This window comes from uncultured Dechloromonas sp. (assembly GCF_945957265.1).
Classification (GTDB): Bacteria; Pseudomonadota; Gammaproteobacteria; order Burkholderiales; family Rhodocyclaceae; genus Azonexus.
On record NZ_CAMFKO010000004.1, the window covers coordinates 74,328 to 95,731 of the forward strand.

Sequence of the window (21,404 nt, forward strand, 5' to 3'; positions counted from 1 at the left end):
CTATGGAAACCCCACAATCCCCGAACAACGATGCTCACTGGGAGCGAAAAACCCTGGAGAAGCTGGTTTTCGCCGCCCTTGACGAACAGCGGGCGCGGCGGCGCTGGGGGATCGCCTTCAAGATCCTCGGGTTCGGTTACCTGCTGGCGGTGCTGGTTGCGGTCGTCGATTGGGGTACCGGCACCGAGCACCAGGAGCGGCATACGGCCATGGTCAGCCTGATGGGCGTGATCGAAGCCAAGGGGGATGCCAGCGCCGAGAATCTGGTCGCCGCGCTCAACAGCGCATTCGAGGAAAAGAACGCCGTCGGCGTCATCCTGCGTATCAACAGTCCGGGCGGCAGTCCGGTTCAGGCAGGGATCGTCAATGACGAAATCCGCCGCCTGCGCGGCAAATTCCCGGACAAGCCGCTTTATGCGGTGGTCGAGGATATGTGCGCGTCGGGCGGTTACTACGTTGCTGCCGCGGCCGACAATATTTACGTTAACAAGGCCAGTATCGTCGGGTCGATCGGTGTGCTGATGGATGGCTTTGGATTCACCGGGACGATGGACAAGTTCGGCGTCGAGCGCCGCTTGCTGACGGCTGGCGAAAACAAGGGTTTCCTAGACCCCTTCTCGCCGCAGGCACCGCAGCACAAGGCGCATGCCCAGCTTCTGCTCAACGACATTCACAAGCAGTTCATCGACGTCGTCAAGGCGGGGCGCGGCCAGCGCCTGAAGGAAACGCCGGACATGTTCTCCGGCTTGATGTGGACCGGCGCCCAGAGCGTCCAGCTGGGATTGGCCGATGGCTACGGCAGTGTCGATTCGGTCGCCCGGGATGTCATCAAGGCCGAGAAAATCTTCGATTATTCGGTCAAGGACAATATCGCCGAGCGCTTTGCCAAGCGCCTGGGGGCCGGGACGGCGGCGAGCTTCTGGAAGGGCGTGTCGGAAAGCGCACAGGGCGTGCGCTTTTTCTGACTCAGGCCAGCAGCAGGAAGACCGTCGGACGCCGCTCGATATCGGGCGGCGTTTGTTTTTTCCACTGCTGGATGCTCAGGGTGCGCACCATTTCGCTTGGCAGGGTCAGGTCGGTGGCAACGGTCAGCCGCGTCCCGGGTTGGCAAGCGCCGAGAATGGCATCGAACATCGCCCGGTTGCGATAGGGGGTTTCGATGAACAGCTGCGTCTGGTGGCGCTTGCGGGATTCGCTTTCGAGGTCGCGCAGGGTTTTGGCGCGCTCCCCCTCCTTGGCAGGCAGGTAACCCTGAAACGCGAAGCGTTGTCCGTTCAGGCCGGATGCCATCAGTGCGAGCAGCAGCGAGGACGGCCCGATCAAGGGCGCGACACGAATGTTTTTCTGTTGCGCCAGGGCGACCAGGTTGGCGCCCGGGTCGGCGACGGCGGGGCAACCGGCTTCCGACAGCAGGCCGACATCGTTGCCGGCGAGCAGCGGGGCGAGTAGTTCGTCGAGCGCGTCGCTCCTAGTGTGTTCGTTCAACTCCGAGAGTTGCAGCTCCTGCAGCGGTTTGTCGGTGCCGGCGGCTTTCAGGAAGGCGCGTGCCGTCTTGGCCTGCTCGACGACGAAGTGGCTCAGCGGGCGTATCGTCGCCAATACGGCGGGCGTCAGCGATTCCTGCGGCGGCGTGGGGCCCAGCGGAACCGGTATGAGGTAAAGCGTTCCGGTCATCAGAGTACCGCCATGCCCTGGCGGCGGAGCATGTCGCAGAGCGCGATCAGCGGCAGGCCGACGAGGGCGTTCGGGTCGTCGCCGCGCATGCTGCTGAGCAGCGCGATGCCCAGTCCTTCCGATTTGGCCGATCCGGCGCAGTTGTAGGCAGGTTCGCGATGGAGATAGTTTTCGATTTCGCTGCGGGCAAGTTCGCGAAAAGTCACCAGCGTGGGAATGCCGCGCACATCCGCCTGGCCGGTCCGGGCGTTGAACAGGCACAGGCCGGTAAAGAAATTGACGGTTTTCCCGGATAGCTGTAGCAACTGTTCGACGGCCCGTTCGTGGTTGCCGGGCTTGCCGTAGATTTTTCCGTCCACCGTGGCGACCTGGTCGCTGCCGATGATCAGCGCGTCGGGGTAGGCGTCGGCGACAGCCCGGGCCTTGGCCTCCGACAGGCGAAGCGACAGGGCTTCAGGGGATTCGGAGGGGAGGGGGGTTTCATCCGTCTGCGGATTGGCAACCTCGAAGGGCAGCCCAAGACGGTTCAACAATTCGCGACGATAAGGCGACGTCGAGGCCAGAATCAGTTTTTGTGACATGAAAGGCTCAATACAACAAAGTCTTGCATCGAACTCTTGAGGCGACACTTTGTTTTGACTTGGAAAGCCAAAAATAATATCATCCAATGTTTAAGTCGCAACAGCTCAAGATTGAAAAGAATTACGGACGCATTCCGCTTTGCCAAAGATGGGCGTGTTCTCGAGGGAACGCTGCCTGTTTCGGCTCTTGAACGCCTGCATGACCTGCTGGCCGTTGTGGAGGGAGAGGTCTCCTTCCGCATCGAAGGGTTCAAGGGCGGGCGAGGCGAGTGCCTGCTGCAACTGGTGGTGACGGGGACTCTCCCGTTGGCTTGCCAGCGTTGCCTGAAGGCCGTGCCTTACGATCTCGATGTCGACAACTTGCTGGAACTTGTTCCTGAAGGTGCCGAGCTATCGCAAGATGAGTTGGAAGACGACACCCGGGATTTCCTGCCGGTGGCGAAGGAACTGGATGTGGCCGAATTCGTGGAGGACGAAATCCTCCTGGCCCTGCCAGTGGCGCCGCGGCACGAAAAATGTGGTTTGCCTGGCGCGGCCGATGCGGGCGAGCGGATCAATCCGTTTGCAGCGTTGTCCGGGCTTAAAGGCAAGCCGAACTGATTTTTTTGGAGTAACAACATGGCCGTTCAACAGAACAAAAAGTCCCCGTCCAAGCGTGGCATGCATCGCGCTCACGATTTCCTGACCAACCCGCCGCTGGCCGTCGAATCGACCACGGGCGAGGTTCACCTGCGTCACCACATCTCCCCGACCGGTTTCTACCGCGGCAAGAAAGTCCTGAAGGCCAAGGGCGAGTAATCGTTCAATGAAAGGCAGGCGGTTCTTGAAGAGCCGCCTGCCTTTTCTTTTGCCTATATGACAACCCGCATTGCCATCGATTGCATGGGGGGTGACCACGGTCCGTCAGTGACGGTGCCGGCGGCCATCCAGTTTCTTGCGGAGCATCCGTCTGCCAATCTCGTCCTGGTCGGTCAGGAGGAGGTTTTGCGTCCGTTGCTCGGCAATCATGCCTCTGATTCCCGCATCCGCATCGTTCACGCCTCAGAAGTCGTCGGCATGGACGAATCGCCGGCCCTCGCGCTGCGCAACAAGAAGGATTCGTCGATGCGGGTCGCCATCAACCAGGTCAAGGCCGGCGAGGCCGACGCCTGCGTGTCGGCCGGCAACACCGGCGCCCTGATGGCGATTTCCCGCTTCGTGCTGAAAATGCTGCCCGGCATCGACCGGCCGGCGATCTGCGCGCCGCTGCCCACCGTCAATGGCCACACCCACATGCTCGATCTCGGGGCCAATGTCGATTGCGGCCCGGATCACCTGCTGCAGTTCGGCATCATGGGTGCCATGCTGGTCGCCGCGATGGAGCACAAGGAGCAGCCGACCGTCGGCATCCTGAATATCGGCGAGGAAGAGATCAAGGGCAACGAAGTGGTCAAGGCGGCTGCCGAATTGCTGCGCGCGTCCGGCCTCAACTTCGTCGGCAACGTCGAGGGCGACGGCATCTACAAGGGCGACGCCGATGTCATCGTGTGCGACGGCTTTGTCGGTAATGTCGCGCTGAAGACTTCCGAAGGCCTGGCCCAGATGCTGGCTTCGTCGCTGCGCGAGGAGTTCAAGCGCAACTGGCTGACCAAGCTGGCGGCGCTGATTGCCATTTCCGTGCTCAATAACTTCAAGCGCCGCTTCGATCATCGCCGCTACAACGGGGCGATCCTCCTCGGCCTGAAGGGCATTTCGGTCAAGAGCCACGGCTCGGCCGACGTGCTGGCCTTCGGCAATGCCATTTCCCGTGCCTACGATGCGGCCGAAAACCGCGTCCTGGAGCGCATTTCCAGCCGGATCGTCGAAATGATGCCGGTTCCTGCTGCAGTGGAGAGTGTCTGAAAATGTATGCACGCCTGATCGGTACAGGCAGTTATCTTCCGGGCAAGCCCGTCAGCAATGGCGATCTGGCTGCGCGCGGCATCGACACCAACGATGAGTGGATCGTTACCCGTACCGGGATTCGCAGCCGCTATCTTGCCGAACCGGGCACGACCTCGAGCGAACTGGGCCTGATCGCCGCGCAACGGGCGCTGGAAATGGCCGGCGTCGCCGCAGCCGATATCGACCTGATCATCGTCGCCACCTCGACGCCGGACTTCATCTTCCCGAGCACGGCCTGCCTGATCCAGGGCAAGCTGGGCAACAAGGGGGGCACGGCCTTCGATGTGCAGGCCGTTTGCGCCGGATTTGCCTATGCCTTGGGGATCGCCGAGAAGTTCATTCGCTCCGGCAGCCACAAGAGGGCGCTGGTCATCGGCGCCGAGGTCTTTTCCCGCATTCTCGACTGGAACGACCGCGGCACTTGCGTGCTGTTCGGCGATGGCGCCGGCGCCGTGGTGCTCGAAGCATCGGAAAAGCCGGGCATCCTGGCCAGCGCAATGCATGCCGACGGCAGCTACGCGGGCATTCTCAACGTGCCGGGTCAGGTCTGCAGCGGCCAGGTGACCGGCGATCCCTTCCTGCGCATGGATGGCCAGGCTGTCTTCAAGTTCGCCGTGCGCGTGCTGGCCGAAATTGCCGAAGAGGTCTGCGCCTGTGCGGGTATGCAGACAGCCGACGTCGACTGGCTGATTCCGCACCAGGCCAATATCCGCATCATCGAGGCAACCGGCAAGAAGCTCGGCATTGACCGCGAAAAGGTCATCGTCACCGTTGATCGCCATGGCAACACCTCGGCTGCTTCCGTACCGTTGGCGCTTGACGCGGCGGTACGCGACGGGCGGATCCGGCCTGGCCAGAAGGTATTGCTCGAGGGTATCGGCGGCGGTTTCGCCTGGGGCGCCGCCCTGCTCGAATTTTGATATCAGGAGACCGAACGATGTCTTTTGCTTTCGTATTTCCCGGCCAGGGCTCGCAGAGCGTTGGCATGATGGCCGCCTACGGCGACGCCGCCGTGGTTCGCGCCACTTTCGATGAAGCTTCCGCCGCGCTGGGCGACGACCTGTGGCAGATGGTTGCCGAAGGTCCGGCCGAAGCGCTGACCCAGACCGTGAATACCCAGCCGGTCATGCTGACCGCCGGCATCGCCGCCTGGCGCCTGTGGTGCGACAGGGGCGGCCGCATGCCGGCCGTCGTCGCTGGCCACAGCCTGGGCGAATATTCGGCGCTGGTCGCCGCCGGCGTCATCGGTTTCAAGGATGCGGTGCCGCTGGTTCGTCTGCGCGCCGCCGCCATGCAGGAAGCCGTGCCGCTCGGCACCGGGGCGATGGCCGCCGTGCTCGGCCTGGACAACGCCGGCATCGCTGCCGCCTGTGCCGAGGCGGCGCAGGGCGAGGTCGTCGAGCCGGTCAATTTCAACGCCAACGGACAAACCGTCATCGCCGGCCACAAGGGGGCCGTCGAGCGGGCCATGGAAGCCTGCAAGGCGCGCGGCGCCAAGATGGCCAAGGCGCTGCCGGTGTCGGCCCCGTTTCATTCGTCGCTGATTCGTCCGGCCGCCGACAAGCTGGCCGCCCGCCTGGCCGAATTGAGCTTCAACGCGCCGGCCATCCCGGTGATCAACAACGTCGATGTCGCCATCGAGAACGATCCGGCCCGCATCAAGGATGCGCTGATCCGCCAGGCCTACAATCCGGTGCGCTGGGTGGAAACCATCCAGTTCATGGCGACCTTGGGCGTCACCACGGTTGCCGAATGCGGCCCGGGCAAGGTCTTGGCGGGTTTGACCAAGCGCTGCGCCGACGGCGTTTCCGGCGTGGCCCTGGCCGATGCCGCGGCCATCGAAGCCAACCTCGGCCTGGAGTAAGGCATGCTGAACGACAAGATCGCGCTGGTCACCGGCGCCACCCGCGGCATCGGCCGCGCCATCGCGCTGGAATTGGGCAGGCAGGGCGCTACCGTGATCGGTACGGCGACCAGCGAAGACGGCGCCGGGAAGATTTCCGCCTATCTGGCCGAAGCCGGTGTCAAGGGGCAGGGCATCGTCCTGAACGTCACCGACACGGCACAGACCGATGCCGTGCTGACCGACGTCGCCAAGCAGTTCGGCGCCATCACCATCCTCGTCAATAACGCGGGGATTACCCGCGACAACCTGAGCATGCGCATGGGCGACGACGAGTGGGATGCCGTCATCGACACCAACCTGAAAGCCGTTTTCCGCCTGTCGCGCGGCGTCATGCGCGGCATGATGAAGGCCCGTTTCGGTCGTATCGTCAATATTTCTTCGGTGGTGGGCTATTCCGGCAATGCCGGGCAGGCCAACTACTGCGCGGCCAAGGCCGGCGTCGCCGGGCTGAGCCGTTCCCTGGCCCGCGAGCTGGGCAGCCGCAACATCACGGTCAACTGCGTCGCGCCCGGCTTTATCGCCACCGACATGACGCACGCCTTGACCGAAGAGCAGAAGGCCGCCATGCTGGCGTCCATTCCGCTGGCTCGTGCCGGTACGCCGGAGGATGTTGCCGGTGCCGTCGGTTTCCTGGTTTCTCCCGCCGCCTCGTATGTCACGGGTACTACCGTGCATGTGAATGGCGGCATGTTTATGGATTGATTTCCCGAAGCCTCGGCTTTTGGTAAAATCTCATTGTTTTTTTTCGTACCCCTGAGGGGAAGGAGTTTTTCGAATGGATAACATCGTAGAGCGCGTCAAGAAGATCGTCGCCGAACAACTGGGCGTGAACGAAGCGGACATCAAGAACGAGTCCTCCTTTGTGGACGATCTGGGCGCTGACTCCCTGGACACCGTTGAGCTGGTCATGGCTCTGGAAGAGGAATTCGAGTGCGAAATTCCGGACGACCAGGCCGAGAAGATCACCACGGTCCAACAGGCTGTCGATTACATCCTCGCAAACAAGAAGTAAGCCAATTCCGGTTTGAACCAGGCAAGGCCGGCCCCCAAGGCCGGCCTTGCTACATTTGCTTTCGGAGTGCATATCTTGGCACGTCGCAGAGTCGTCATCACTGGCCTGGGTCTGATTTCCCCGGTCGGCAACAGCGTTGAAGAAGGCTGGCAGAACATCATTGCCGGCGTTTCGGGTATCGCTCCCGTCACCCGTTTCGACACCTCCACCTTTCCGGTTCAGTTCGCCGGCGAGGTCAAGAATTTCGATATTACCCAGTACATTTCGGCCAAGGACGCCCGCCGCATGGATAAGTTCATCCATTACGGCCTGGCTGCCGGTATCCAGGCAGTGCGTGACGCCGGCCTGGACAAGGAAGGTGCCGCCGATCCCGAGCGCGTCGGCGTGGCCATCGGTTCCGGCATCGGCGGCTTGCCGCTGATCGAGGAAACCAAGGACGAATACAACGCTGCCGGCGTGCGCAAGGTATCGCCGTTCTTCGTTCCCGGTTCGATCATCAACATGATTTCCGGCAACCTGTCGATCGAGTTCGGCTTCAAGGGCCCGAATCTCTCCATCGTCACCGCCTGCACGACCGGTACGCACTCGATCGGCGAGGCTTCCCGCATCATCGAGTACGGCGATGCCGACGTGATGGTGGCCGGCGGTGCCGAGTCGACCGTCTCCCCGCTGGGCATGGGCGGCTTCTGTGCGGCTCGCGCGCTGTCCACCCGCAACGACGATCCGGCAACGGCCAGCCGTCCGTGGGACAAGGACCGCGACGGTTTCGTCCTGGGCGAGGGCGCCGGCGTCCTGGTCCTGGAAGAATATGAGCACGCCAAGGCCCGCGGTGCCAAGATTTACGCCGAGGTCTCCGGTTATGGCAGGAGCGCCGATGCGTATCACATTACGGCCCCCAATATGGACGGTCCGCGTCGTTCGATGGTCAATGCGCTGAATAACGCCGGCATTTCCCCGTCTGACGTTCAGTACGTCAATGCCCACGGCACCTCGACGCCGCTGGGCGACAAGAACGAATCGGATGCCATCAAGGCAGCCTTCGGCGACGCCGCCTACAAGATCGTCGTCAATTCGACCAAGTCGATGACCGGCCACTTGCTGGGCGGTGCCGGCGGCGTCGAGTCGTTGTTCACGGTCCTGGCCATTCACCACCAGATATCGCCACCGACCATCAACATCTTCAACCAGGATCCGGAGTGCGATCTGGATTACTGTGCCAACAAGGCACGCCCGATGAAGATCGACGTGGCGTTGAAGAACAACTTCGGTTTTGGCGGTACCAACGGCTCGCTGGTCTTCAAGCGCGTCTAGGTCACCCTTTCCGCAAGGAAACGAACGGTGCAGCTTCCGATAACCATCGGACTGCACCGTTCCCGTATTGGGGACGGCATTTTGCTGCTGACCGGCATGCTGGCCATCCTTGCGTGGTGTTTCTGGCCGCAGTCCGTTGGTCTGCGGCTGGCGGGCGTGGCGCTGATAGTCGCTGGATGCTGGTTTATCCGGCGGCAGCTGGAGCCGGTATTGCGCGTTATCAGGCTGGATGGCGCCGGGGGGATTGCCGGCGGTTCAGGCGGCGGCGACGGGCTGGAGCCCCTGCACCTCTTGCCCGGTGCGATCGTGCATCCGTGGTTGACCGTTGTGCGCTTTCAGGGTGCCCGCGGTCGCCGCCATGTCGTCGTGGCCACGGTCGACTCCATGAACCCGGCTGACTTCAGGCGTTTGCGGGTATTTCTGCGCTGGCGCGTCAGGCCGGGCGAGCCGGCAGGCGGCGCCTGATGACGGTGCTTTTTGCCTTGCTGGCCATTTCCGGATAGTCGCGGGAGAAGTGAAGGCCACGGCTTTCCTTGCGCTGCATGGCGCAGCGAACGATGAGGTCGGCCGTGAAGACAAGGTTGCGCAATTCGATCAGGTCATGGCTGACCCGGAAATTGGCGTAGAACTCGTCAATCTCGCGCATCAGCAGCCGAATGCGGTGCCTGGCCCGCTTCAGTCGCTTGGTGGTGCGCACGATGCCGACATAGTCCCACATGAAGCGGCGCAGTTCGTCCCAGTTGTGCGATATCACCACTTCCTCGTCGGCATCGGTAACCCGGCTTTCGTCCCACAGGGGCAGTTCCGGAATTTCCGTCGTCTTGCGGCCCAGGATGTCGGAAACGGCTGCCTCCGCAAATACCAGGCATTCGAGCAACGAATTGGAGGCCAGCCGGTTGGCGCCGTGCAGGCCGGTGCAGGATGCTTCGCCGGCGACATAGAGTCCTTCCACGTCGGTTCGCCCCTTGAGGTCACTGACGATGCCACCGCAGGTGTAGTGTGCCGCCGGGACGACCGGGATCGGGTCGCGGGTGATGTCGATGCCCAACTCCAGGCAGCGTGCGTGGATGTTGGGGAAATGGCCGCGGATGAAGTCCTCTCCCTTGTGGGAAATATCCAGGAAGACGCAATCCAGGCCACGCTTCTTCATTTCGAAATCGATGGCGCGGGCGACGATGTCGCGCGGTGCCAGTTCGGCGCGTTCGTCATGCTCCGGCATGAAGCGGGTGCCGTCGGCAAGGCGCAATAGGCCGCCTTCGCCGCGAACGGCCTCGGAAATCAGGAAGGACTTGGCTTGCGGGTGATACAGGCAGGTCGGATGGAACTGGATGAATTCCATGTTGGCGACCCGGCAACCGGCCCGATAGGCCATCGCAATGCCGTCGCCGGTCGAGGTGTCGGGATTGGTCGTGTACAGGTAGACTTTTCCGGCGCCTCCGGTCGCGATCAGCGTATTGGGCGAGCCAATCGTGATGACTTCGCCGGTCCGGTTGTTCAGCACGTAGGCGCCATGGCAGCGCTTGTCGGCCTGGCCCAGCTTGTCGCCGGTAATCAGGTCGATCGCGATATGGTGTTCGAGAACGGTGATGTTCGGATTGTTGCGGACCTTTTGGGTCAGCGTGTCCTGAACGGCGAGGCCGGTGGCATCGGCCACGTGAATGACGCGCCGCGCGCTGTGGCCGCCTTCGCGAGTCAGGTGGTAACCCGCGGCATCCTTGGTGAAGGGCACGCCCTGTTCGATCAGCCATTCGATGACACGCCGGCCGTTTTCGACGACAAAGCGGGTGGCTTCTTCGTCGTTGAGCCAGGCGCCGGCGACCAGGGTGTCGCGAATGTGCGCCTCGATGGAGTCCTGGCTGTCCAGGACGGCGGCGATGCCGCCCTGGGCCCAGCCCGAGGCGGAGTCTTCCAGGTTGCGTTTGCTGATCAGGGCCACCCGGCAATGGGGGGCCAGTCTCAAGGCTGCCGATTGTCCGGCGAGTCCACTACCAATGATCAGTACATCGAATTTCTGCACGGCTGTTCTCTAGGGGAATAGTTTTGCGCGAAATATAGCACGCACGGCGACCCGGATTTCGTTACACATGGTCACAAATAAGGATAAATACGTCTCCTCAGTCGGAAAATCGCTGCGCTATACTGCGCTTAATAAACATATAAATCATTACCCTCAGGGAAATCAGAGCCATGACTGAGCGCGAAATCGATCAAGTGCTGGTCGAAAGGGCGCAAGGCGGAGATCAGCACGCCTTCGACCAATTGGTGAGCAAATACCAGAGAAAACTGGGACGTTTGCTGTCGCGCTTCATTCGCGATCAGGCCGAGGTCGAGGATGTGTCGCAGGAGGCCTTTATCAAGGCCTACCGTGCCTTGCCGTCGTTTCGGGGGGAAAGCGCCTTCTATACCTGGCTTTATCGCATTGGTATCAACACGGCTAAAAACTACCTGGTTTCCCAGGGGCGCCGGGCGCCAACGACGACCGAGTTCGATTCCGAAGAGGCGGAAAGCTTCGAGGATGCCACCCAGTTGAGGGACATCAATACGCCCGAGAGCCTGTTGTTGTCCAAGCAGATCGGTCATACGGTCAATGCCGCCATGGATTCGCTTCCCGAGGAGTTGAGAACGGCGATTGTCCTGCGCGAACTCGAAGGCCTTTCCTACGAGGAGATTGCCGAGATCATGCATTGTCCGATCGGCACGGTGCGTTCGCGAATCTTCCGCGCCCGCGAGGCGGTTGCCGCCAAGCTCAGGCCGCTGCTCGACACGGCGCCGGACAGGCGTTGGTAATTCCTGATGAATGATGAATTGATCACTGTTCGCGGCGTGGTTCGCGCACTCGAGGGTGGCGACGCCTTGGTCGAAGTGGAGCAGGGAGGCTGCGGCCGATGCCACGAGGAAGGGGGCTGCGGCGGGCAGCAGCTGACACAGATGTTTTGTAGCGGCCCCAAGTCCTATCGCGCCGAAAACACCATCGGTGCCGGCATCGGAGACCGTGTAGTGGTTGCCACGCCGGCGGGCAGCGTTCGCCGTACGGCCAATCTCGCTTACGGCGCACCCTTGCTCGGAGCCATCGGCGGCGCGCTTGTGGGGATGCCGATCGGCGGCGATCCCGGGGCCATGCTGGGCGCGGTTTGTGGCCTGCTTGCCGCGCTTGCTTATGTGCGCCTTCGTTCGCGTCTCGGCGCGGGAGGCGTCCAGGGTCGGCCCCGTCTTGTTTCCCATTCCTAGTCGAACCAGGAGGTCATGTTGGCCATGAAGCGTTTTGCAGCCCTCATCGTTCTGTGGTTTCTGTCTGTCGGCGTCTTTGCGCAGACGCGTGGCTTGCCCGACTTTTCCGACCTGGCGGAAAAGCAGGGGCCGGCCGTGGTGAATATCAGTACGACGCATGTCGTGCGCGGCCAGGCGCAGATGATGCCGTTCCCGTTCGACGAAAACGATCCGGCTTTCGAATTCTTCAAGCGTTTCATTCCGCGTTCGCCGGGTGGCGGCCTGCCGCGCGACTTCGAGAACAAGTCGCTGGGGTCGGGGTTCGTCGTCAGTGGCGATGGCTATATTCTGACCAATGCCCACGTTGTCGATGGCGCCGACGAGGTGACGGTTCGTTTGACCGACAAGCGCGAGTTCAAGGCCAAGATCGTCGGTGCGGACAAGCGGACCGATGTGGCGCTGATCAAGATCGAGGCCTCGGGCTTGCCGGTCGTGAAACTCGGCGATCCGGGGCAGTTGAAGGTTGGCGAATGGGTGGTGGCCATCGGTTCGCCGTTCGGTTTCGATAACTCGGTGACGGCGGGTATCGTTTCCGCGAAGGGGCGTTCGCTGCCGCAGGAAAACTACGTGCCCTTCATCCAGACCGACGTTGCGATCAACCCGGGCAATTCGGGCGGGCCGTTGTTCAACATGCGCGGCGAGGTTGTCGGCATAAATTCCCAGATTTACAGCCGCAGCGGTGGCTATATGGGGGTCTCCTTTGCCATCCCGATCGATGTGGCAATGGATATCCAGAGCCAGTTGCGCGCCTCCGGCAAGGTCAGTCGCGGTCGTCTGGGCGTGGTTATTCAGGAAGTGAGCAAGGAGTTGGCTGATTCGCTGGGCCTGGCGCGTCCCATGGGTGCGGTGGTCAATTCCGTCGAAAAGGGCGGTCCGGCCGAGAAGGCCGGCGTGGAGGCGGGCGACGTCATCCTCAAGTTCGACGGCAAGGCCATCAATAGCTCCGGGGATCTGCCGCGTCTCGTTGCCGCCACCCGTCCGGGGGCTCGTTCCACGATACAGTTGTGGCGCAAGGGCACGACCCGCGACATTCAGGTGACGGTTGGCGAAATGCCCGACGAGAAGCAGGCCAGCGGCAAACCTGCCAAGAGTGCGAAGCCCGCGGAGCAGGCGCCCAATCGGCTCGGCCTGGTGCTTGGCGAACTGAGCGCCGAGCAAAAGCGCGAACTGAAAATGAATTCCGGTCTTCTGGTCGAGGATGTACGCGGTATCGGCGCCCGCTCCGACCTGCGGGCCGGCGACGTGATCGTTGCGCTGATCAGCAAGGGGGCAACGACGGAGGTCAAGTCGGTCGATCAGTTCAACAAGCTGTTGGCCCAGTTCGACAAGGGCAGCAATGTGACCCTGCTCGTCCGGCGTGGCGAAATGCAGACTTTCATCACCATCAGGGGCTTGAACGGTGGAAATTGAGCTGACCTTGATGAGCCGTGGTTATTGTCATCTCTGTCACGACATGGAGGTGGCATTGGCACCGCTGGCAGAGGAATTCGGGGCCTCGGTCGTGGTTGTCGATGTCGATGCCGATCCGGTCTTGGAGGCCAGATACGACGAGCTGGTGCCGGTCTTGCTGCATGGCGACACGGAGCTCTGCCATTACTTTCTGGACGAAGCCAAAACCCGTGAATATTTGGCCGGAATCCGCTAGAATTCAGGGTCTTCTGAAAAGGGAAGGGCGCCGGATAGCGCCCTTTTTTACTGGCAGCAATGGATCACATTAGAAACTTCTCCATCATCGCGCACATCGACCACGGCAAATCGACCCTGGCCGACCGCATCATCCACCTCTGCGGCGGCTTGTCCGATCGCGAAATGGAGGCGCAGGTGCTCGATTCGATGGATATCGAACGCGAACGCGGCATCACCATCAAGGCGCAGACCGCTGCCCTGAGCTACAAGGCACGGGATGGCAAGGTCTACAACCTGAACCTGATCGATACCCCGGGGCACGTAGACTTCTCCTACGAAGTCTCCCGTTCGCTGTCGGCCTGCGAGGGCGCGCTGCTGGTGGTCGATGCGTCGCAGGGCGTCGAAGCGCAGACCGTGGCCAACTGCTATACCGCCATCGAGCTCGATGTCGAGGTCGTGCCGGTACTGAACAAGATCGATTTGCCGTCCGCCGACCCGGACAATGCCCGCCAGGAAATCGAGGACGTCATCGGCATCGATGCCACGGAGGCCGTCCTGGCTTCGGCCAAGACCGGGCTGGGCGTGCAGGACATCCTGGAAGCGGTCGTCGCTCGCGTGCCGCCGCCCAAGGGCGATCCGGAAGCGCCGCTCAAGGCCTTGATCATCGACTCGTGGTTCGACAACTACGTCGGCGTCGTCATGCTGGTGCGGGTCGTCGATGGCGTGATGCGGCCGAAGGACAAGCTGTATTTCATGGCCACCGAGGCGCAGCAGCTCTGCGAACAGGTCGGTGTCTTCTCGCCGAAGTCCGTGCAGCGTAGCGAGTTGCGCGCCGGCGAGGTAGGTTTCGTCATTTCCGGCATCAAGGAACTGAAGGCCGCCAAGGTTGGCGACACCATCACTACGGTCGACCGCAAGGCGGCAGAGCCGCTGCCCGGCTTCAAGGAAATCAAGCCGCAGGTTTTTGCCGGCCTCTACCCGGTCGAATCCAACCAGTACGACTCGCTGCGCGAATCGCTGGAAAAGCTCAAGCTCAACGACGCTTCCCTGCAATACGAGCCGGAAGTCTCGCAGGCGCTGGGTTTCGGCTTCCGCTGCGGCTTCCTGGGCCTGTTGCACATGGAGATCGTGCAGGAGCGCCTGGAGCGCGAATTCGATCAGGACCTGATCACCACCGCGCCGACCGTTGTCTACGAAGTCGTGCAGCGCGACGGCAGCGTCATCCAGGTGGAAAATCCGGCCAAGCTGCCTGAGGTTTCGAAGGTCGAGGAAGTCCGCGAGCCGATCATCACGGCGACGATTTTCGTGCCGCAGGATTACCTCGGCAACGTCATCACGCTGTGCAACCAGAAGCGCGGCAACCAGGTCGACATGCACTACCACGGCCGCCAGGTAAAGCTGGTCTATGAAATGCCGATGGCCGAAGTGGTGATGGATTTCTTCGACAAGCTGAAATCCTGCTCCAAGGGCTACGCTTCCCTCGACTACGATTTCAAGGAATACCGCGCGGCCGATGTCGTCAAGCTCGACATCCTGATCAACAGCGAAAAGGTCGACGCCCTGTCGCTGATCGTGCACCGCTCCAATTCGCAATACCGCGGCCGCGAGCTGGCCTCCAAGATGCGCGAATTGATTCCGCGGCAAATGTACGATGTGGCCATCCAGGCCGCCATCGGGTCGCACATCATCGCTCGCGAAAACGTCAAGGCCATGCGCAAGGACGTGCTGGCCAAGTGTTACGGTGGCGACATTTCACGGAAGAAGAAGCTGCTCGAAAAGCAGAAAGCCGGCAAGAAGCGCATGAAGCAGGTTGGTTCCGTGGAAATTCCGCAGGAGGCCTTCCTGGCCGTGCTGCGCGTGGATAACTGACGAGAAATTGACGATGAACTTTGCCCTGATCCTGTTCGTCCTGCTGGTGCTTACCGGCGTGCTCTATGCACTGGATATCCTGAAGTTCCGCAAACTGCGCGCGAAGGATGCCAGGGAGCCGCTTTGGGTGGAGTGGGGCGCCAGTTTCTTCCCGGTCATTCTGATCGTTTTCGTACTTCGTTCCTTTCTTTTCGAGCCCTTCAAAATTCCCTCCGGCTCGATGATCCCGACCCTGCTGGTCGGCGACTTCATTCTCGTCAATAAATTTACCTACGGCATCCGCCTGCCGGTCATCAACAAGAAGATCATCACCATCAATTCGCCGCAGCGCGGTGACGTGATGGTCTTTCGCTACCCCGAGGACCCTTCGCTCGATTACATCAAGCGCGTCGTCGGCCTGCCGGGTGACACGGTGTCCTATCAGAACAAGAAGCTGGCGATCAATGGCGTCATGGTTCCGACGCAGCGGGTTGGCGACTATCTGCATCCCGAGCGTTTGTATTACTCGGAGCAGTTTCAGGAAAAACTGGGCGATGTCGAACATCGGGCGCTGAACGATGCCGATGCGCCGGCCTTCATACCCGATGCCGCACGCTTTCCGCACCGGGAGAATTGCACATACAATGCAGCAGGTGTCGTTTGCAAGGTGCCGGACGGTCACTATTTCATGATGGGTGACAACCGTGACAATAGCCGTGACAGCCGTGCCTGGGGCTTTGTCCCCGAGGAGAACATTGTCGGCAAGGCATTTTTCATCTGGCTGAACTTCAGCGATATCAGCCGGGTTGGTTCCTTCAGGTAAGGGGAAAACGATGGAAAATCAACGTGGTGTTGCGCTCTCCGGCTTGCTGTTCTGGAGCATTGTTCTGGTCTTGGTGGCCGTGCTTGGGATGAAGGTGGCGCCTACCTATATCGAATACGGCAAGATTCTCAAGGATGCGAAGGCAACCGTTGCCAAGGCCGGTCCCGATTCGACGGTGGCCGATGTGCGTCGTACCTTTGACAAGTTTGCCGAAATCGACATGCTGGACTTTCCTTCGTCCCAATTGGATGTCACCAAGGACGGCGGGCGGATTGTCATCGAGTTTGGCTACGAAAAGCGCATCCACCTGTTCTGGAATGTCAGCCTGCTGATCGACTACAAGGGTTCGACCGCTGGGTCATAAGGCATGACTGCGCAGTCTGTCGCCAGGAAACTTGGCCATGTTTTTTCCGATGAGGCGCTGCTGGTAACGGCGCTGACGCACCGGAGCTACGGCACCCCCAACAATGAGCGCCTGGAATTCCTGGGTGACGGCATTCTGGATTTCGTGATCGCCGCATCCTTGTTCCACCGCTTTCCCGGTTTGCCCGAGGGAGATTTGTCGCGTTTGCGGGCGAACATGGTTCGTCAGGAATCGCTGCATCGGCTGGCGCAGGAATTGAAGATCGGTGAGGTCCTGCGTCTCGGCGAGGGCGAGTTGAAAAGCGGCGGGGCGCAACGTCCGTCGATACTGGCCGACGCGCTCGAGGCGGTGTTCGGGGCGATTTTTCTCGATGCCGGTTTTCCCGCGGCGCAACAGGTCATCGAGAAGCTCTACGCTCCCCTGCTCGACGAGCTGAAACCGGGCCAGTTCCAGAAAGATGCCAAGACCCGCCTGCAGGAGTGGCTGCAAGGGCGGAAGAAACCCCTGCCGCGCTACCAGTTGCTGGAAACGACCGGTGCGGCACACATACAGCGTTTCGAGGTGGCTTGCGAGATCGACAACCCCGCCTTGCGTACCATCGGACATGGTACCAGCCGGCGTATTGCCGAGCAGGTCGCTGCCGAACAGGCCCTGAAAGAACTCCAAGCATGAAAAAAATCCGTTCCGGCTATATCGCCATCGTTGGTCGTCCCAACGTCGGGAAGTCGACCCTGCTCAATCGCCTGGTCGGCGAGAAGATCAGCATCGTATCGCGCAAGGCGCAGACGACGCGGCACCGCATCACCGGCATCCTGACCAACGACGATGCGCAGTTCGTCTTTGTCGATACACCGGGCTTCCAGACCAAGTTTTCCAATGCGCTGAACCGCGCCATGAACCGGGGCGTGACGCAGACGCTGAACGATGTCGATGTCGTGTTGTTCGTGGTCGAAGCCGGGCGCTACGACGCCAAGGACAAATCGGTCGTCCGCCTTCTGCCCAAGGATCGCCCGGTTATCTTGGTCGTCAACAAGACCGATCAGCTGAAGGAGCGCAATGCCCTGTTGCCGTTCTTGGCAACCGTGTCGGCCGATTTCGACTACGCGGCAGTGGTGCCCATCAGCGCCGCCAAGGGCAAACAGACCGACGAACTGCTCGCCGAAGCGAGGAAGCATCTGCCCAACGAAGGCCTGATGTTCCCGGAGGACGACCTGACCGACAAGAGCGAACGCTTCCTGGCTTCCGAGTACATTCGCGAGAAAGTCTTCCGCCTGCTGGGCGACGAACTGCCTTATGCGACGGCCGTCGAAATCGAGCGCTTCGAGGTCGAAGGCGCGTTGCGCCGGATCTATGCCGCGATTGTCGTCGACCGCGAAGGCCACAAGGCCATCGTCATCGGCAAGGGTGGCGAATCGCTCAAGCGCATCGCCAGCGAGGCGCGGCAGGATATGGAGCGGCTTTTCGACGGCAAGGTTTACCTTGAAATCTGGGTCAAGGTGAAATCCGGCTGGAACGACGACGAGCGTTTGCTGAAGAGCCTCGGCTACGAATGAACCTGCGCAGCAAGGTCGACGGCCAGCCGGCCTACGTTCTGCACACCCATCCCTTTCGGGAAACCAGCCTCATCGTCGAAGTGTTTTCCCGCGATTTCGGGCGCATGGCCTTGCTCGCCCGCGGTGCCCGCCGTCCGCGGGCAGCCATTCGCGGCCTGCTCATGGCCTTTCAGCCCCTTGAGATCGCCTGGGCGGGCAAGGGCGAGGTGCTCACCCTGATGAAGGCCGAATGGCAGGGCGGACAACCGCTGCTGGCCGGTGAGGCGCTGTTCTGTGGCTATTACCTGAACGAACTGCTGATGCATCTGCTGCCCCGGGAAGATCCGCATGAGCGGCTTTTCGAGCGTTATGCCGAGATGCTGGCGCATCTGGCGGCCGATCCCCTCGGCAAGGTTCGCGAGGCAGATTTGCGTCGATTCGAGAAGGCTTTGTTGCAGGAACTGGGCTATGGTCTGACCTTGAACCATGACAGCGACGGCGCGCCTCTCCTTGCTGATGCCCATTACACTTACCGCATGGAACAAGGCCCGGTTCGGCTGGAGCATGAAGCCGGCGCGGCGCAGGTGGTGAGCGGGAAAACCTTGCTGGATCTGGAAGCCGACGATTTTTCCGACCCGCGGTCGCGCCAGGAGTCAAAGGCGCTGATGCGCACATTGATGGCCTATTACCTGGCGGGCAAGGAACTCGAAACACGTAAGATATTCAAGGAGTTGCAAGAATTATGATCGAACTTGGCGTCAATATTGATCACATTGCCACCATCCGCCAGGCGCGCCGCACCTACGAGCCGGACCCGGTCTGGGGTGCCGTCGAGGCTCACCTCGGCGGTGCCGACGGGATCACTGTTCATTTGCGCGAGGATCGCCGGCATATCCAGGATGCCGACGTGCGCCGCCTGCGCGAAACGACACAGGTCAAGCTGAACCTGGAAATGGCGGCAACCGACGAAATGGTCGCCATCGCCTGCGCGCTCAAACCCGAAATGGCCATGCTGGTTCCGGAAGGGCGTCACGAAGTCACCACCGAAGGCGGCCTCGACATCCTGGCTCAGGAAAGCAGCCTCAAGGCGGTTATTTCCCGGCTTGCCGATGCCGGTATCACGACCAGCGTATTCATCGATGCCGACGTGGCGCAGATCGAAGCCGCGGCCCGCATCGGCGCCCGTGTCTGCGAGGTGCATACCGGACCTTACGCCCATGCCTTCCATGACCGGGGACGCGATGCCGAAGCACCGGCCGTCTTGGCCGAGCTCGACAGGATCCGCCGGGCTGGCGCGGCCATTCGCCAGCTCGGCATGCGCTTCAACGCCGGCCATGCGCTGAATTACTACAACGTGCAGCCGGTCGCCAGGCTGGCTGGCATTCGCGAACTCCATATCGGCCATGCGATCGTCAGCCGTGCCGTTTTCGTCGGCCTGCGTGAAGCGGTGCGCGAAATGAAAGCCCTGATGCGCGAAGCCGCGCAGGATGGCGAATGATCTACGGCATCGGCACCGATATCGTTGCCGTCGCCCGTTTGCGCGGCATGTGGGAGCGGCATGGCGACAAGCTCCTGGACAAGCTTCTGGCGCCGCAGGAAATGCCGGAGTTTGCCAGGGCGGCCGACAAGGGGCGTTTCCTGGCCAAGCGCTTTGCCGCCAAGGAGGCGTTCAGCAAGGCGTTGGGCACGGGAGTGCGCCCGCCGGCGACCCTGCCGGCCATTGCCGTTGCCCATGACGACCTGGGCAAGCCGGTGCTCGATTTCGCGCCCAGGTTGAGCGCGCTGCTTCAGGAAAAAAACCTGCGGGCCCATCTCTCGATCAGCGACGAAGCCGACTATGCCGTCGCCCATGTCATTCTGGAGCAAGCATGAAGCACCTTCCCCTCGGGCCCTTGATGATCGATATCGCCGGCGCCGAACTGAGCGATCTCGACCGCGAACGCCTGTGCCACCCGCTGGTCGGCGGCATCATCCTGTTTTCCCGCAACTATGCGGACCCGTGCCAGCTGTCGGCGCTGACAGAAGCCATTCACGCCTTGCGCTCTCCCGCCTTGTTGATCGCGGTCGATCATGAAGGGGGCAGGGTGCAGCGTTTCCGCGACGGTTTCACCCGTCTGCCGCCGATGGCGGCCTTGGGCAAGCTCTGGGATCGGGATGCGGCGGCTGCCCGCGCAGCTGCGCGGCAGGTCGGCTATGTGCTGGCGGCGGAGCTTCGGGCGCGGGGTGTCGATTACTCGTTCACGCCGGTCCTGGATCTTGATTACGGCCCCTCGCGCGTCATCGGTGACCGTGCTTTTCATCGCAAACCCGAGGCTGTGATCGAACTGGCCGAGGCGCTCGGCCAGGGCTTGCGGCTGGCCGGCATGGGCAGTTGCGGCAAACACTTTCCGGGCCATGGCTACGTCATTCCGGATTCGCATGTTGAATTGCCGGTCGATGATCGGGCGTTCGAAGCCATGCAGGAGGACATCGAACCCTATCGCCGCTTGCCTCTTGGCGGGGTGATGGCGGCACATGTGATTTACAACTGCATGGATTGCAATACGGCTGTATTTTCAAATAAATGGATCGATTATTTGAGAAATGACATTAAGTTTGACGGTGTTGTTTTTACCGATGATCTGTCGATGGCCGGCGCCGGTGTGGTCGGCGACATGCTGGCGCGTGTCGAAACGGCCTATGCAGCGGGCTGCGACATGCTGCTGGTGTGCAATGCGCCGGATGTCGTGGGCGGGGTGCTGAACGCCTGGCAACCCCGGGTCGATCTGCGTCGCGGTCGGCGCGTTGAGGCCTTGCTCCCTGTCGAGCCGGCGAAGACCTGGGAGCAGTTGCAGGGCGATCCGGTTTATCTGTCTGCCTTGCAGGTCATTCGCGAACTGATGGCCTGAAATGCAATCGGGCAGCCGAAGCTGCCCGATTTTTGAATCAGCAAGAACGGCGTATTACTTGACGCGGTTCTTGTATTCGTCGGTGCGGGTGTCGATTTCGATCTTGTCGCCGATGCTGACGAAGGCCGGAACCGGCAGTTCGAAGCCGGTAGCCAGCTTGGCCGGCTTCATGACCTTGCCCGAGGTGTCGCCCTTGACGGCGGGTTCGGTGTAGACAACTTCGCGCACGACGCTGTTCGGCAGTTCGACGGAAATGGCCTTGCCGTTGTAGAAAACGACTTCGCAAGCCAGGCCGTCTTCCAGGTACTTCAGCGCGTCGACCATGTTCTCAGCTTCGACTTCGAACTGCTCGTAGTCGGCATCCATGAACACGTACATCGGATCGGCGAAGTAGGAGTAGGTGACTTCCTTCTTGTCGAGGACGACAACTTCAAACTTGTCGTCAGCCTTGTAAACGGCTTCCGAAGCGGCAGCCGTCAGCAGGTTCTTGAGCTTCATCTTGACGACGGCGGCGTTGCGGCCGGACTTGTTGTACTCGGTCTTCTGGACGACGAGCGGGTCGGCACCAACCATAATGACGTTGCCGGAGCGGAGTTCCTGTGCGGTCTTCATTCGGGATTCTCTAATTCAGAATAAGAAAAACGTTAGA

Annotated in this window: 27 protein-coding genes; 23 read left to right on the plus strand and 4 right to left on the minus strand. The window is 61.3% G+C overall.

What is annotated here, in order from left to right; genetic code table 11:
• Positions 1–2: 2 nt before the first annotated feature.
• A complete protein-coding gene (locus Q0P59_RS03745; RefSeq protein ID WP_295003720.1) occupies positions 3–965 on the plus strand; it encodes a S49 family peptidase in 963 nt (320 codons plus the stop codon).
• A 1-nt stretch (position 966) separates the two neighbouring features.
• Here Q0P59_RS03745 and Q0P59_RS03750 read toward each other — a convergent pair whose 3' ends face one another.
• Both Q0P59_RS03750 and Q0P59_RS03755 read right to left on the minus strand, forming a co-directional pair.
• A complete protein-coding gene (locus tag Q0P59_RS03750) occupies positions 967–1,674 on the minus strand; it encodes an SAM-dependent methyltransferase (protein ID WP_295003722.1) in 708 nt (235 codons plus the stop codon).
• Entirely contained in the window at positions 1,674–2,255 is a 582-nt protein-coding gene (locus Q0P59_RS03755; protein ID WP_295003724.1) for a Maf family nucleotide pyrophosphatase, read from the minus strand. Before Q0P59_RS03755 ends, Q0P59_RS03750 begins: the two co-directional genes overlap by 1 nt.
• A gap of 54 nt (positions 2,256–2,309) precedes the next feature.
• Here Q0P59_RS03755 and Q0P59_RS03760 point away from each other — a divergent pair, with 54 nt between their 5' ends.
• The 9 genes from Q0P59_RS03760 (at position 2,310) to Q0P59_RS03800 (ending at position 8,872) form a co-directional block, all read left to right on the plus strand.
• Entirely contained in the window at positions 2,310–2,855 is a 546-nt protein-coding gene (locus tag Q0P59_RS03760) for a YceD family protein (RefSeq protein ID WP_295003726.1), read from the plus strand.
• Positions 2,856–2,873: 18 nt separating this feature from the next.
• Positions 2,874–3,053, plus strand: a complete 180-nt coding sequence (rpmF, locus tag Q0P59_RS03765) for a 50S ribosomal protein L32 (protein WP_275710783.1) — start codon at positions 2,874–2,876, stop codon at positions 3,051–3,053.
• A gap of 57 nt (positions 3,054–3,110) precedes the next feature.
• Positions 3,111–4,136, plus strand: coding sequence for a phosphate acyltransferase PlsX (gene plsX, locus Q0P59_RS03770; RefSeq protein WP_295003729.1), 1,026 nt, complete (start codon positions 3,111–3,113; stop codon positions 4,134–4,136).
• A 2-nt stretch (positions 4,137–4,138) separates the two neighbouring features.
• Positions 4,139–5,098 carry a beta-ketoacyl-ACP synthase III gene (locus Q0P59_RS03775; RefSeq protein WP_295003731.1) on the plus strand — a complete coding sequence of 320 codons (960 nt, stop codon included), beginning with the start codon at positions 4,139–4,141 and terminating at the stop codon, positions 5,096–5,098.
• A gap of 17 nt (positions 5,099–5,115) precedes the next feature.
• A complete protein-coding gene (fabD, locus tag Q0P59_RS03780; protein ID WP_295003733.1) occupies positions 5,116–6,042 on the plus strand; it encodes an ACP S-malonyltransferase in 927 nt (308 codons plus the stop codon).
• 3 nt (positions 6,043–6,045) lie between these two features.
• On the plus strand, positions 6,046–6,786 hold the full coding sequence (gene fabG / locus Q0P59_RS03785) for a 3-oxoacyl-ACP reductase FabG (RefSeq protein WP_295003735.1): 741 nt from the start codon (positions 6,046–6,048) through the stop codon (positions 6,784–6,786).
• 73 nt (positions 6,787–6,859) lie between these two features.
• Entirely contained in the window at positions 6,860–7,096 is a 237-nt protein-coding gene (gene acpP, locus Q0P59_RS03790) for an acyl carrier protein (protein WP_027458475.1), read from the plus strand.
• A 75-nt stretch (positions 7,097–7,171) separates the two neighbouring features.
• Positions 7,172–8,407, plus strand: coding sequence for a beta-ketoacyl-ACP synthase II (gene fabF, locus Q0P59_RS03795; RefSeq protein WP_295003738.1), 1,236 nt, complete (start codon positions 7,172–7,174; stop codon positions 8,405–8,407).
• A gap of 27 nt (positions 8,408–8,434) precedes the next feature.
• Positions 8,435–8,872 (plus strand): protein YgfX, encoded by a 438-nt coding sequence (locus Q0P59_RS03800; RefSeq protein ID WP_295003740.1) that lies wholly within the window; start codon positions 8,435–8,437, stop codon positions 8,870–8,872.
• On the opposite strand, the gene nadB is transcribed toward Q0P59_RS03800, so the two are convergent.
• Positions 8,841–10,424: an L-aspartate oxidase gene (gene nadB / locus Q0P59_RS03805; protein WP_295003742.1), complete on the minus strand. Its 1,584-nt coding sequence runs from the start codon at positions 10,422–10,424 to the stop codon at positions 8,841–8,843. The genes Q0P59_RS03800 and nadB overlap by 32 nt on opposite strands.
• Positions 10,425–10,594: 170 nt before the next feature.
• On the opposite strand from nadB, the gene rpoE reads away from it, so the two are divergent.
• From rpoE to nagZ, 13 genes are read left to right on the plus strand one after another with little or no spacing between them, the layout of a single operon-like run.
• Positions 10,595–11,194 (plus strand): RNA polymerase sigma factor RpoE, encoded by a 600-nt coding sequence (rpoE, locus tag Q0P59_RS03810; protein ID WP_295003744.1) that lies wholly within the window; start codon positions 10,595–10,597, stop codon positions 11,192–11,194.
• Between the two features lie 6 nt (positions 11,195–11,200).
• A complete protein-coding gene (locus Q0P59_RS03815; protein ID WP_295003746.1) occupies positions 11,201–11,635 on the plus strand; it encodes a SoxR reducing system RseC family protein in 435 nt (144 codons plus the stop codon).
• A 24-nt stretch (positions 11,636–11,659) separates the two neighbouring features.
• Positions 11,660–13,084 (plus strand): DegQ family serine endoprotease, encoded by a 1,425-nt coding sequence (locus Q0P59_RS03820; protein ID WP_295003748.1) that lies wholly within the window; start codon positions 11,660–11,662, stop codon positions 13,082–13,084.
• A 10-nt stretch (positions 13,085–13,094) separates the two neighbouring features.
• Positions 13,095–13,319 carry a glutaredoxin family protein gene (locus Q0P59_RS03825; RefSeq protein WP_295003879.1) on the plus strand — a complete coding sequence of 75 codons (225 nt, stop codon included), beginning with the start codon at positions 13,095–13,097 and terminating at the stop codon, positions 13,317–13,319.
• Between the two features lie 59 nt (positions 13,320–13,378).
• Positions 13,379–15,169 (plus strand): translation elongation factor 4, encoded by a 1,791-nt coding sequence (lepA, locus tag Q0P59_RS03830; RefSeq protein ID WP_295003750.1) that lies wholly within the window; start codon positions 13,379–13,381, stop codon positions 15,167–15,169.
• A gap of 13 nt (positions 15,170–15,182) precedes the next feature.
• Positions 15,183–15,971: a signal peptidase I gene (lepB, locus tag Q0P59_RS03835; protein ID WP_295003752.1), complete on the plus strand. Its 789-nt coding sequence runs from the start codon at positions 15,183–15,185 to the stop codon at positions 15,969–15,971.
• A 10-nt stretch (positions 15,972–15,981) separates the two neighbouring features.
• A complete protein-coding gene (locus Q0P59_RS03840) occupies positions 15,982–16,335 on the plus strand; it encodes a DUF4845 domain-containing protein (protein ID WP_295003754.1) in 354 nt (117 codons plus the stop codon).
• 3 nt (positions 16,336–16,338) lie between these two features.
• A complete protein-coding gene (gene rnc, locus Q0P59_RS03845) occupies positions 16,339–17,007 on the plus strand; it encodes a ribonuclease III (protein ID WP_295003756.1) in 669 nt (222 codons plus the stop codon).
• The gene (gene era / locus Q0P59_RS03850) at positions 17,004–17,888 is read left to right on the plus strand and encodes a GTPase Era (protein WP_295003758.1); all 885 of its coding nucleotides are present in this window, start codon (positions 17,004–17,006) and stop codon (positions 17,886–17,888) included. Before rnc ends, era begins: the two co-directional genes overlap by 4 nt.
• Positions 17,885–18,613 carry a DNA repair protein RecO gene (gene recO / locus Q0P59_RS03855; protein WP_295003760.1) on the plus strand — a complete coding sequence of 243 codons (729 nt, stop codon included), beginning with the start codon at positions 17,885–17,887 and terminating at the stop codon, positions 18,611–18,613. Before era ends, recO begins: the two co-directional genes overlap by 4 nt.
• On the plus strand, positions 18,610–19,365 hold the full coding sequence (locus tag Q0P59_RS03860) for a pyridoxine 5'-phosphate synthase (protein ID WP_295003762.1): 756 nt from the start codon (positions 18,610–18,612) through the stop codon (positions 19,363–19,365). The genes recO and Q0P59_RS03860 overlap by 4 nt, the downstream gene beginning before the upstream one ends.
• Positions 19,362–19,739, plus strand: a complete 378-nt coding sequence (gene acpS / locus Q0P59_RS03865) for a holo-ACP synthase (protein WP_295003764.1) — start codon at positions 19,362–19,364, stop codon at positions 19,737–19,739. Before Q0P59_RS03860 ends, acpS begins: the two co-directional genes overlap by 4 nt.
• Positions 19,736–20,755, plus strand: coding sequence for a beta-N-acetylhexosaminidase (gene nagZ, locus Q0P59_RS03870; protein ID WP_295003766.1), 1,020 nt, complete (start codon positions 19,736–19,738; stop codon positions 20,753–20,755). Before acpS ends, nagZ begins: the two co-directional genes overlap by 4 nt.
• Before the next feature lie 54 nt (positions 20,756–20,809).
• Here the strand turns inward: nagZ and efp are convergent, their stop codons facing one another.
• Positions 20,810–21,367, minus strand: a complete 558-nt coding sequence (gene efp / locus Q0P59_RS03875; RefSeq protein WP_295003768.1) for an elongation factor P — start codon at positions 21,365–21,367, stop codon at positions 20,810–20,812.
• Between the last annotated feature and the right edge of the window lie 37 nt (positions 21,368–21,404).